The organism is Paenibacillus sp. RC84 (assembly GCF_041260495.1).
Lineage (GTDB): Bacteria > Bacillota > Bacilli > Paenibacillales > NBRC-103111 > Paenibacillus_F.
In genome coordinates this window covers 125,253-137,898 of the sequence record NZ_JBGBYL010000013.1, presented here as the reverse complement: position 1 = coordinate 137,898, position 12,646 = coordinate 125,253, and the positions used below count along the sequence as shown (strand labels likewise).

Sequence of the window (12,646 nt, the reverse complement as noted above, 5' to 3'; positions counted from 1 at the left end):
CTGCCATAATTTTGGTTACATAATCGAAGCCATAACGGCTTTCTGTGCGTGAAGGCGGTTTTCCGCCTGGTCGAATACGAAAGAATTCGGTCCGTCGATTACGCCTTCGCTGACCTCTTCTCCCCTGTGTGCCGGGAGACAGTGCAGGAAGAGGTAATCCTTCTTCGCGTAGCGGGCAAGCTCCTCGTTCACCTGGTAGCCGCTGAAAGCACGCTCGCGCTCCTGCTGCTCCGCTTCGAAGCCCATGCTCGCCCATACGTCCGTATAAATCACGTCCGCATCCGCCACCGCTTCCTTCGGATCCTGAGTAACCAGCACGGAGCCGCCCGATTGGGAAGCAAATTCCCTGCTGCTGCGGACAAGCTCTTCATCCGGCGTATACCCTTCCGGAGAAGCGACCGTGATGTTGAGGCCGAGTTTGGCCGCTCCGACAAGCAGGGAGTGGACCATATTGTTACCGTCGCCGACATAAGCGATTTTAAGCCCTTCCAGGCGGCCTTTATGCTCTTGAATCGTCATATAATCCGTCAGTGCCTGGCACGGATGAGAAAAGTCCGTCAATCCGTTAATAACCGGAATAGTCGCGGCACGCGCCAGATCGACCACGTTGCGGTGGGCAAACGTACGGATCATAATACCGTCCAGATAGCGGGACAACGTCTGCGCCGTATCGGAAACCGTTTCTCCGCGTCCGAGCTGGATGTCGTTTTTGCTAAGGAACAAGGCTTGACCCCCGAGCTGAAACATCCCCACTTCAAAAGAAACACGCGTCCGCGTGGATGATTTCTCGAAAATCATGCCGAGCGTTTTGCCTTTGAGAAGCTGATGGGCTTCGCCGGCCTTTTGTTTGGCCTTCAGATCGCGGGCCAGCGTGATCAGGTGATTAAGCTCCGCGGGTGTGTAATCGACCAGCCCCAGGAAATCTCTTCCCTTAAGCTGCTGCTGCATTTCTTCCTGTACCGTGCTGGACATGGGAATCCGTCCTTTCTTCCTGCAAAATGTCGGAGCGTCCGCAGAGCTGCGGACGACCTTCTTGTCTATTGTACTAAAGCAGAGGCTTTTCTTGCCAGTACATCGCAAACGACGTCCAGGCCCTTCTGCAAATCTTCTTTCGGAATAACGAGGCTTGGCAGCAGACGCACCACTTGCGGGCCGGCCGATACGACCAGAACGCCCGCTTCATGAATCTCGGCTATAAGCTCCGCTGCGGGCTGATTGCACACGATGCCGATCAAGAGGCCTTCGCCGCGCACTTCTTCGACGATCGGATTGCCCGCAAGCTTCTCACGAAGCGTCTTAACCGTCCATTCGCCAAGCTCCGCCGCGCGCTGAGGAATTTTCTCGCTCAGCATGTATTCAACCGTTGCTATAGCTGCAGCCGTAGCGATTGGAGTTCCCCCAAACGTGCTGCCGTGGGAACCTGCGGAGAAAGCCGGCGCCACCTTGGCATTCCCCAGCATAGCCCCGATCGGGAAACCGCTGCCGAGGCCTTTGGCCAGAGTAAAGATATCCGGCTCGATGCCGTAATGCTCATAGGCGAACAGCTTGCCGGTGCGGCCCATACCCGTCTGAATTTCATCGACGATGAGAAGCAGGCCGCGCTCCTTGCAAAGTTCGGCCAGAGCCTTCACGAAAGCGGGATCCGCCGGGATTACGCCGCCTTCGGCTTGAACCATTTCCAGCATAACGGCGCACGTACGCTCGCTGATCAGCTTTTCGACGGAAGCAAGGTCGTTATAGTCGGCGTAGACAAACCCTTCGGGAAGGGGATGGAAGCCTTCCTGCACCTTCTCTTGTCCGGTTGCGGTCAGGGTAGCCAACGTACGGCCGTGGAACGACTGATGGAACGTAATGATCTCATAACGGTTCTCGCCCAGTACTTTCTGCGAATAACGGCGCGCAAGCTTGATAGCCGCCTCGTTGGCTTCGGCACCGGTCGAGCAGAAGAACACGGCGTCCGCACAGCTGTTATCGGTCAGCAGCTTCGCCAGCTTTTCCTGATTCGGGATATGGAACAGATTAGACACGTGCCAAAGCTGATCAAGCTGCGCCACAAGCTTCTCTTTAACAACTTCCGGAGCATGCCCTAAATTCGTAACGGCAAGACCGGCCATCAAATCGATGTACTCCTTGCCTTGGTCGTCCCACAATCGACTGCCTTCTCCCTTTACCAGTGTGATTGGAAACCGGGCATACGTCGGAAATAAACTGCTTGCCTGCTGAACCATGTTCTTCACTCCCATCGTTTAATTGTTAAAGATAGTTGCCGCTAGCGGATAATCCGGGTCCCGGCCTGCGCTCCGTCCAGAACGCTGCTGAGAATACCGGGGACGGAACCGTCCACGATCACGACTTCCCCCACGTCCCCTTGGATGCACTGGATCGCCGCCCGTACTTTAGGGATCATGCCCCCGTAAATATCTCCGCTCTCGATCATCGCCTCGATATCCGCAATGGTGACGGTCGGAAGCACCCGCTTCACACCGTCCTCCACCTTCATAATACCGGGTACATCGGTCACAACGATGAGCCGGTCCGTCCCGATCCGGGATGCGACCGCACCCGCTGCCGTATCGGCATTAATGTTGTAGCGCTGGTTTCCGTCCCCGCCGAGACCGATCGGTGCAATGACGGGCATGTAGCCCATCCCGACTACACCTTGAATCAGCTCCGCGTTCACATCGGTCACGTCGCCTACGAGTCCTACTTCGGAGGTGTTTTCCACCGGGCGGGCCGTAATCAGGCGTCCGTCTACTCCGGACAATCCCAGGGCTTTGCCTCCGGACAACTGGATGCGTCTGACGATTTCTTTATTGATCCGTCCGGCCAGTACCATTTCGACGACGTCGAGGACAGCCTCGCTTGTTTTGCGGAGCCCGCCCACGAACTCACTCGCGATACTAAGCTGATTCAGCGTCTCTGAAATGGCAGGCCCCCCGCCATGCACGATGACAGGGACAATGCCGCGATCCTGAAGCTGCTTTAAATCCGTGAAAAAAGAATCCGGCAGTGCAGCCAGGGTACTCCCGCCGCACTTCATCACAAAACTTTCCATGTCTCCCCTTGCCTCCGTTCGTCTCCCCAAGCGGGTCCTGGCGGCCTAAGTCCGGTACGCCGCATTGATGCGGACGTAATCATAGGTCAAATCGCAGCCCCAAGCAGTCGCTCCGCTCTCACTCATATTTAAGTGCACGTCAATCTGCACGATATCTCCCTTTAAGTAAGCTTCCGCCCGGTCCTCGTCAAACGCAACCGGTTTGGACTGCTTAAGTACGGCGATGCCTCCAAGACTTACATCCACCGTCTCCGTATTCACCGGCTGGCCCGCGCGTCCGACGGCTGCAATGATCCGCCCCCAGTTGGCATCCGCTCCGAAGCACGCCGTCTTCACAAGACTGGAGCCTACGACGGTTTTGGCAATCGCGCGTGCGGCCTCCTGTGAAGCGGCCCCGTGCACGTTGACTTCGATGAGCTTCGTCGCTCCTTCGCCGTCTCTGGCGATCGCTTTCGCCAGATGCTCCGACACGTGGCGGAAAGCGGCCGCGAAGTCTTCCCAGTCCGCATGGCCCGGCTGAAGAGCCTCCCCGCCGGCCAGGCCGCTGGCCATCACGACGACCATGTCGTTCGTGCTGGTGTCGCCGTCCACCGTAATCATATTGAAGGTGGAGTCGGTCGCTTCGCCAAGCAGCTGCTGCAGGTGCTTGCTCTCGATGTTCGCGTCGGTGGTGACAAAACCGAGCATCGTCGCCATGTTCGGATGAATCATCCCCGAACCTTTGGCCGCTCCGGCGATATGCACCTCGCGCCCGCCGATGTTAACACGCACGCAGATGACTTTCTTCACCAGGTCGGTCGTCAGAATCGCCTGGGAAAAGTCCTCTCCGCCTGCGGCGTGAACCTTCTCCGGCAGCGCATCAATGCCGGCGAGCACTTTCGTCATCGGCAGCAGCTCGCCGATGACGCCTGTCGAGGTGACGCCGACCAGCTCTTCAGCGATCCCGAGGCGGCGTGCCAGGGCATCGCGCATAGCGCGCGCATCCGCGAGTCCCTGCTCGCCCGTGCACGCGTTGGCGTTGCCGCTGTTGACGAGCATCGCCTGGAGCCTGCCGCCTGCGGCTATGCTTTCCTGCGTCACGCGAAGCGGCGCGGCCTGGAACGCGTTAAGCGTGTAAACGGCCGCAACGGCCGCCGGGACGTCGCATACGATCGCTCCGAGATCGTTGCGTTCGGTTTTCTTTAAACCGCAATGCAGGCCGCCAGCGCGGAAGCCTTGAGGTGTAGTCACCGTGCCATCCGGCACGACGGTAAAACGGCCTAGCAGCGTCATGGATGCTCACCTGTCCTTTTTGCCCATTATCCCTGGGATATCTACTATCTGTTAAATCTCTCGCAAGCCGGTAAAATATAACGGTTCCTCATTAGAGCCCTGCTAATCTATGGAAAGCAAACTGTCATCAAACCGATCGGAACTATTACGGATAAACCGGCGTAAGTTGAAGACCCGTCGTTTCATCCCAGCCAAGCATCAGATTCAAGTTCTGCACGGCTTGCCCGGCCGCGCCTTTCATCACGTTATCGATAACCGAAACGACGGTAACCCGGTTCGTCCTCTCATCTACGGCGAAACCGATATCGCAGTAATTCGAGCCCCAAACTTCTTTGGTAGCCGGCCACTTGCCTTCTTCGCGAATCCGCACAAAACGGCGTCCTTCGTAGAAATTACGGTACATTTCAATAAACTCGCGGGTGTCATGCTTTCCGTTCAACTGCGCATAACAGGTCGCCATAATTCCGCGCGTCATCGGCACAAGATGAGTCGAGAAAGTGATGATGACTTCACGTCCCGCGGCATCGCTCAGCACCTGCTCGATTTCGGGAATATGCTGATGGCGGTTAAGTTTGTAAGCCGAGAGGTTCTCGTTGGCTTCCGCGTAATGGACGCCGAGACCCAGTCCTCTGCCCGCGCCGGAAATGCCGGATTTGGCATCCACAATGATCGTGGACGGATCGATCCATCCCGCTTTCACAGCCGGAACTAGACCAAGAAGTGTAGCCGTCGGGTAACAGCCCGGGTTGGAAATAAACTCTTTTCCCGGCACCTGCTCTCCGTAAATTTCGCACAAACCGAAAACCGCCTTATCCAGATCTTCCTGGGACGCGCCCTCGCGCTTGTACCACTGGGTGTAGATCTCCGGGGTTTTCAGCCGGAAATCTCCGGACAGATCGATCACTCTGAGACCGGCCTCCAGCATTTGAGGCGCCAGCTTGGCAGCCACACCCGCCGGTGTCGCCAGAAAAACGACATCCGCTTTGGACGCGATAAGCGATACGTCCACAGCATCCAGTGAATCGTGTATAATGCTGTTCAAATGAGGAAATCCGTCCGAAATAGGCGTCCCTGCACTCGAAGACGAAATTACCGAAGTGATCGTTACAGCAGGATGTCCGAGCAGCAGCCTGATCAGCTCCACTCCTCCGTAACCGGTTGAACCTACAATTGCCGCTCTCACGTGTTCCGTCATTGCTTTTTCCCCCAAACGTCCTAAAAATGATATGTATTATTATACAGACACAGGTATAATAATTCAACGACTTTTTTGCCTGCCAAGGAGCCTCTCTTCCACAGTATTAAATCACGCGCAAAAAAACAGCTGTCTATACAGACAGCTGTTTTCTGTTACAGGATACATGTTCGAAGATGAGTGTTATTGGAGAGGATCAGTCTCCAAGTCTTTGATCTTTTATGCAGAATGTTCTGTATATATGCAAAGTTATACCGCGCGTTTGAAACCTTCCCCCAGCACCTCGTTCGCATTGCTTAAAATGATAAACGCTTGAGGGTCGATCGACTGTACCAGCGCTTTGAGCTTGCTGACTTCGCTTTGACTGACGACAACCATAAGCACAAGCCGTGCATCACCCGTGTATCCGCCGGCTCCGGTCAACTGGGTCAGACCACGGTCCAGATCATGAAGAATCGCTTCGCGAAGTTTCTCCGGATCATTCGAAATGATGTAAGCCACCTTTGACGTATTGAGCCCGACTTGCACGATGTCAATGGTTTTCGTGGTCACAAAGAGACCGATCAGCGCGTAAAGAGCTTTTTCAGGACCGAAAAAAAGACCGGCCAGCAAAATGACCATTCCGTCAAAAACGGCAACCGATACACCCAAGCTCAAGCCGGAATACTTATGTAAAATTTGCGAGGAAATGCTGAAGCCTCCCGTCGATCCGCGGCCGCGGAACACGATCCCGATACCGAGTCCCAGCACCATGCCGCCGTAGATCGTTGCAAGCAGAATGTTATGAGTCAGAGTGGGCAGATGGCTGGTCAGCATGACGCAGAGCGGCAGGACGATCGAACCTACGACTGCCTTAAGACTGTAGGAGCGGTCCAGAAGCCACAAGCCGAGGAGAAATAACGGAATATTCAAGCCCCACTGCGTTAAAGCCGGCTGCCAGCCCAAAGTTTGCTGGATAATGGTCGACAGGCCCGATACCCCTCCGGAAGCAACCTGATTGGGATTGAGAAAGACGTTAAAACTGATGGAAATAATCAAACAGCCGATCAACAGCATCGCATATTCGTACACTTTCTGCTGCGGACTGTTCAGGACAAGACGGGCTTTTCTCCGTTTGCCTTTGGCCATAGCCATGGGGCGTTCCTCCTATCTTTTACCGGCCGTTCGCGCCGGTTATCTCTAGTTTTGCCTGATGAAGGTCTATTGTTGTATGAGTAAGGTACTGGAATTATTATGGCATCAAAAGAAGAGTTTGCCTACCTCTAATTAACCGTAGGTCAAAAATAATTCGGAAGCGTTGCATAACCAGAACCTTGTATAGGACTGGTTCGCACCACTCGTCCAGTATCCTTCTGATTTGAAGAGATTTCGCTCTTTCAATGGCGTGCCACTCCGGTTTTTCAGCTGTGACCAGCTTGTGATTGACCACAACGCTTGGGCAGCTCCCAGCCCGCCGTGTAGCAGCGTATGACGGTGGTCGCCCAAACAATCACCACGCGTCGCCTTACCGGCGCGTCGGAAGTTCGCGCATCGGCGCAGGTAGTCAGCATGGGCGGGCTCCATGCGGTGTTCACGCAATCCGAGGATGCACAGCCTGGCCTGTTCTTACCTCTCTGGCAGCGGAATTGGCTGAGCGCTTGAGTCCTCCTCGGCCATCCTTCCCCGCCATACAAAAAATGCGGGGCCGCAGGCACTTGGCCTCCTTCCCCGCACGTTTCTTATTCTTCTTTCTTCTGGATCTGCAGGCGGAGATAAGCATCGATGAACGGATCGAGATCGCCGTCCATCACCGCTCCCACATTGCCTGTCTCTTCCGTAGTCCGGTGATCCTTGACCATGCTGTAAGGATGGAAGACGTAGGAACGGATCTGGCTGCCCCACGCAATATCGGACTGCTCTCCGCGGATTTCCGCGAGATGCTTCTCCTGCTCCTCGATCTTCTTCTCGTAGAGCTTCGATCTCAAGTGCTTCATGGCCCGTTCCCGGTTCTTGATCTGGGAACGTTCCGTCTGGCACGTCACCACGACTCCTGTCGGCAAGTGCGTAATCCGCACGGCCGAATCCGTCGTGTTGATGTGCTGGCCGCCCGCTCCGCTCGCGCGGTACGTGTCGATCTTCAGATCCTCCGTACGGATATCGACCTCCACGTCGTCTTCGATCTCCGGGACCACGTCGCATGACACGAAAGACGTGTGGCGGCGGCCCGAGGCGTCGAATGGCGAGATGCGCACGAGACGGTGTACGCCTTTCTCCGCTTTAAGATACCCGTAGGCGTTGTAGCCCTTAATGAGGAGCGTAACGCTCTTCACGCCGGCCTCGTCTCCGGGAAGATAATCGAGCACCTCGACCTTGAAGTCCCGTTTCTCGGCCCATCGGCGGTACATCCGCAGCAGCATCTCCGCCCAGTCCTGGGACTCCGTCCCGCCCGCGCCCGGATGCAGCTCGAGAATGGCATTCAGCCGGTCGTACGGCTGATTGAGCAGCAGCTGCAGCTGGAAGTCTTCCAGCTTGCGGAGAACGCCTTTCAGGCCGTCGGCCAGCTCGGCCGCCATATCCTCATCGTTCTCCTCGTCAGCCAGCTGCGCCATAACGTCCAGGTCTTCATATTCGTTATTCAGCGCCTGGAACTGATCCACAACGCTCTTGATGGCGTTGAGTTCGCCGATGATTTTCTGGGCATTCTCGTTATCGTCCCAGAAATCCGGCGCCGCCATTTTCACTTCATAATCTCCGATCTCTTCGAGCTTATGATCTAAGTCAAAGAGACCCCCTTAATTCCGTTAGTCGCTTTGCAATTTCGCGCAGGTCTTGTTTTACTTCCGGTTCCAGCATACCAACACCTCGGAGTCCTCATATTTGTTCTAGCAGTTAGTTGTAACACATGGTAGTAAAAAATTCGCCGGTCCCGGCCGCTCTAAGCTTATCATAACCGGGCCTGTGCCAGGATATAAGCGAATATGCAAGGCTATGCATGAAAAATGCATAACCTTGCATAAGATACAGCTTATAAAGTCCCGGACGGATGCGAATTACGCTCCGTGGCACTGCTTATATTTCTTGCCGCTTCCGCAAGGGCAAGGATCGTTGCGGCCGATTTGCTCTTCTTTTACGATCGGCTGTTTGCCTGCGGATTCCACTTTGGGATCCACGGCTTGGCCTTCGGCCACGGCTTGACGCTCCAGATTGCTTTCGACGTGGGCCTTCATAATATAAGTGGCCACTTCTTCCTGGATACTGTCGACCATTTCGTGGAACATTTCGAAGCCTTCGAATTGATACTCACGAAGCGGGTCCGTGCCGCCGTATGCACGAAGGTGAATCCCTTGGCGCAGTTGGTCCATCGCGTCGATGTGATCCATCCATTTGGAATCGACCGCACGCAGTACGACGACTTTCTCAAATTCGCGCATAAATTCAGCGCCGATCTGTTCTTCGCGCTCGTTGTATTTTTCTTTGACTTTCTCATCAATAAATTGAATGATTTCGTCGATCTCTTTACCCCAGATATCTTTGCTGTTCAGCGCATCTTCGGAAAGGAAGTTGTTATTTACGTAATCGACAACTGCCTGAAGGTCCCACTCTTCCGGAATTTGAGATTCGCTGCAGTGGGCGTTCACGATACGCTCAATGCTGGAACGAAGCATCGTTTCCACGATCTCACGGATATTCTCGGACTCGAGCACCTCACGGCGCTGTTTATAAATAATTTCACGCTGCTGGTTCATAACGTCGTCATATTGGAGGACGACTTTACGCATGTCGAAGTTGTTGCCCTCTACACGCTTCTGAGCGGACTCGATCGCACGCGTGATAAGCTTGCTTTCGATCGGCTGATCCTCTTCCATGCCAAGACGGTCCATCATAGCCATGATGTTCTCGGCGCCGAAGCGCTTCATGAGTTCATCGCCAAGCGACAGATAGAACTGGGAGGAACCCGGGTCACCCTGACGGCCCGCGCGACCGCGGAGCTGGTTATCGATCCGGCGGCTCTCATGGCGCTCCGTACCGATAATATGCAGTCCGCCGATTTCGTGGACTTGGTCGCCCAGCATAATATCGGTACCGCGGCCCGCCATGTTCGTTGCGATCGTTACCGCGCCGGCTTGTCCCGCGCGGGAGACGATTTCCGCCTCTTCGGCATGGTACTTCGCGTTAAGTACCTTATGCTGAACGCCTTTTTTCTTCAGCATTTCGGACAGCAGCTCGGAATTCTCGATGGAAACGGTACCGACCAGCACCGGCTGTTTATTTTTATAGCGCTCGACGATTTCTTCCACGACCGCTTTGAATTTGCCCATCTCCGTCTTATAAACGACGTCAGGCATATCTTTACGGATCATCGGACGGTTAGTCGGCACAATAATAACGTCCAGACCGTAAATCTTCTTGAACTCTTCTTCCTCCGTCTTCGCCGTACCGGTCATGCCGGCCAGCTTGCGGTACATACGGAAGTAGTTCTGGAACGTGATCGTCGCCAGCGTCATGCTCTCGTTCTGCACCTGGAGCTGCTCTTTCGCTTCGATCGCCTGGTGCAGGCCTTCGCTGTAGCGGCGGCCGGTCATCAGACGGCCCGTAAATTCGTCGACGATCAGAACTTCATCGTCCTGAACGACGTAATCCACGTCGCGGCGCATAATGACGCGGGCTTTCAAAGCCTGGGTAACGTGGTGGTTGAGGGTCACGTTCTGATGGTCGAACAGGTTCTCGATCCCGAACGCCTTCTCTGCCTTCTCCACACCCTGCTCCGTCAAAGATACGGAACGCACCTTGATATCGACGGTGTAATCTTTCTCCGCTTCCAGCTTGCTCACAAAACGGTCCGCCGCATAATACAAATCCGTAGATTTGGCAGCTTGTCCCGAAATGATCAGCGGTGTTCTCGCTTCATCGACCAGGATGGAATCCACTTCGTCGATAACGGCAAAATAAAGCGGACGCTGAACCATCTGCTCTTTGTAAAGCACCATATTATCGCGCAAATAGTCGAATCCGTATTCATTGTTCGTGCCGTAGGTTACGTCGCAAGCATAGGCGGCCTGCTTCTGCTCATGCGAAAGATCATGAAGATTGACCCCGACGGTCATCCCCAGGAAATCGTAAATTTGGCCCATTTCGCCGCTGTCACGCTGCGCCAGATAGTCGTTGACGGTAACCACGTGCACGCCTTTGCCCGCCAGCGCATTCAGATAGACGGGAAGCGTACCGACGAGGGTTTTACCTTCACCGGTTCTCATCTCGGCGATTTTGCCTTCGTGGAGCACCATGCCGCCGATTAACTGCACGTCATAGTGACGTTTGCCCAGCACCCGTTTGGAAGCTTCACGCACAACGGCAAATGCTTCCGGCAGCAGGTCGTCCAGGTCTTCGCCCTTTTCCAGACGCTCGCGGAACTCGACGGTTTTGCCCTTTAATTGTTCGTCGGACAGAGCGGAAATTTCCGGCTCCAGCCCATTTATAGCATCGGCTGCTTTCCAATATCGCTTGATTTCACGTTCGTTGGAATCACCAAACATTTTTTTGACCAGTCCTAGCATCGGTGAACCCCTTTCCCTTACACTCAGTATCCTTAAATTGTATCAGTTTGCTCGTCAAGCCGCAACAAAACAAGGCTTCAGAGCGGGAACATTTCAGTTTATCAGATGTGCTTCTCTGTAGCAAACCTACTCCTTTACATACGTAAAAGCTCGCGCTTTGTTGCAGTTGTTGTCGGCAAAGCCGCTGAGAAGCCGATTTTCCGTTTCCAAAGTTGGCGAAATTTTACCGGTCGGCTGTTGAACAGACGAGAGCCTTTAGAATTGTTTTATTATTCGTAAACGAGCGCAAGATCTGCGAGCTTCTTCCTACTATTAAAGAGAAGATAACGTAACGGCGGCTTCCACGTCAAACGTCAGCTGTTTTCACCCGATTTTTTGTGCCGGATAAGCTATAAACAATTAAAAAGCCTGACCCTGTCGGATCAAGCTTTGGTTTCATATTTTCAGTTAGAAGTTCGTCTGGCACTTGCGCAATCAGTAAGACGGGTTGTGGTCAAATAGCCGGTTCGATCAGACCGTATCTGCCATCGTCCCTTTTATAGACCACGTTCACTTGCTCCGTATCCATGTTGGAAAAAACGAAGAAATCATGACCAACCATGTTCATCTGCAGAATCGCTTCGTCGATATCCATCGGTTTCAGCGTAAACCGCTTCGTCCGGACCAGCTCGTAATCCTCCTCTTCCTCATCCATGGTGAGAACCGGGCTTTCCAGCTTGCTCAACTCGCGTTTGTTGCCTTCCAGGCGGATTTTACGATTCATTTTCGTTTTGTGTTTGCGGATTTGACGTTCCAGCTTGTCGACCACCAGGTCAATTGCCGCATACATGTCTTGATCTTTATTCTCGGCACGGAGCAGGACGCCCTGGAGCGGAATCGTCACTTCCACCGTGTGGATGTTTTTGACTACGCTAAGTGTCACAAATCCTTCCGAGTTGAGGGGGGCTTCAAAGTACTTCTCCAGTCTGCTCAGCTTTTTCTCCACATACTCCCTGAGGGCAACTGTTATCTCGAGATGATCTCCTCGAACGGTGAATTTCATATAAAACTCCTCCCTTCTGTCTCTATTATACACCAACTATTTTGAATATTCAAAAAATCTTAATATACGTTTTGTGTCCGTTCTGCGGCTAAACTGTGAACTCCGAGCGCATGCAAAAAAACACCCCGGATCGCAATCCAGGGTGCTGGTTCAAACATCTTTACCATGTTTTATGAACCGGCCAAACGGCCGAATAATTACAGCTTGTTTACGTTAGCTGCTTGTGGTCCGCGAGCGCCTTCCACGATGTCAAACTCGACAGCCTGACCTTCTTCTAGTGTTTTGAAACCGTCCGTTTGGATTGCAGAGAAATGTACGAATACGTCTCCGCCGTCCTCGCGCTCAATGAAACCGTAGCCTTTTTCCGCATTGAACCATTTTACTTTACCTTGCATCGGACACATTCCCTTCGTCTTCAAATAAATGTAAGCCTTTGCTTACCTTTTGAATATATCACCACGGAAATAATTGTGTCAATCTGATGACAAGATAATCCTAAATATTTTGAAAATTTAGGTATTCACATTTTCGACAGCATAGGCTTTAAG

General features: G+C 53.6%; 10 protein-coding genes. All 10 read right to left on the bottom strand.

The features are described 5' to 3' along the window. Positions 1 to 15 precede the first annotated feature (15 nt). The 10 genes from argF to ABH899_RS26210 all read right to left on the bottom strand — a co-directional run bounded on the left by argF (position 16) and on the right by ABH899_RS26210 (position 12,493). Positions 16 to 972 (bottom strand): ornithine carbamoyltransferase, encoded by a 957-nt coding sequence (gene argF, locus ABH899_RS26255; RefSeq protein WP_370001689.1) that lies wholly within the window; start codon positions 970 to 972, stop codon positions 16 to 18. A gap of 65 nt (positions 973 to 1,037) precedes the next feature. After that, positions 1,038 to 2,228, bottom strand: a complete 1,191-nt coding sequence (locus ABH899_RS26250; protein ID WP_370001687.1) for an acetylornithine transaminase — start codon at positions 2,226 to 2,228, stop codon at positions 1,038 to 1,040. A gap of 41 nt (positions 2,229 to 2,269) precedes the next feature. Beyond that, a complete protein-coding gene (argB, locus tag ABH899_RS26245; protein ID WP_370001685.1) occupies positions 2,270 to 3,055 on the bottom strand; it encodes an acetylglutamate kinase in 786 nt (261 codons plus the stop codon). Positions 3,056 to 3,100: 45 nt separating this feature from the next. Beyond that, entirely contained in the window at positions 3,101 to 4,327 is a 1,227-nt protein-coding gene (argJ, locus tag ABH899_RS26240; RefSeq protein WP_370001683.1) for a bifunctional glutamate N-acetyltransferase/amino-acid acetyltransferase ArgJ, read from the bottom strand. A gap of 145 nt (positions 4,328 to 4,472) precedes the next feature. After that, positions 4,473 to 5,522 (bottom strand): N-acetyl-gamma-glutamyl-phosphate reductase, encoded by a 1,050-nt coding sequence (gene argC / locus ABH899_RS26235; RefSeq protein ID WP_370001681.1) that lies wholly within the window; start codon positions 5,520 to 5,522, stop codon positions 4,473 to 4,475. A gap of 249 nt (positions 5,523 to 5,771) precedes the next feature. Next, positions 5,772 to 6,656, bottom strand: coding sequence for a YitT family protein (locus ABH899_RS26230; RefSeq protein WP_009676976.1), 885 nt, complete (start codon positions 6,654 to 6,656; stop codon positions 5,772 to 5,774). Between the two features lie 584 nt (positions 6,657 to 7,240). After that, positions 7,241 to 8,354 (bottom strand): peptide chain release factor 2 gene (gene prfB, locus ABH899_RS26225; RefSeq protein ID WP_370001679.1). Its coding sequence is split into 2 segments (ribosomal slippage): positions 7,241 to 8,281 and positions 8,283 to 8,354, totalling 1,113 coding nucleotides; the frame shifts between segments, so codons are not numbered across the junction. A 197-nt stretch (positions 8,355 to 8,551) separates the two neighbouring features. Next, positions 8,552 to 11,056, bottom strand: coding sequence for a preprotein translocase subunit SecA (gene secA, locus ABH899_RS26220; protein ID WP_370001677.1), 2,505 nt, complete (start codon positions 11,054 to 11,056; stop codon positions 8,552 to 8,554). A gap of 493 nt (positions 11,057 to 11,549) precedes the next feature. Continuing rightward, a complete protein-coding gene (gene hpf / locus ABH899_RS26215) occupies positions 11,550 to 12,098 on the bottom strand; it encodes a ribosome hibernation-promoting factor, HPF/YfiA family (RefSeq protein WP_370001676.1) in 549 nt (182 codons plus the stop codon). 197 nt (positions 12,099 to 12,295) lie between these two features. Beyond that, positions 12,296 to 12,493: a cold shock domain-containing protein gene (locus tag ABH899_RS26210; RefSeq protein ID WP_009677088.1), complete on the bottom strand. Its 198-nt coding sequence runs from the start codon at positions 12,491 to 12,493 to the stop codon at positions 12,296 to 12,298. Between the last annotated feature and the right edge of the window lie 153 nt (positions 12,494 to 12,646).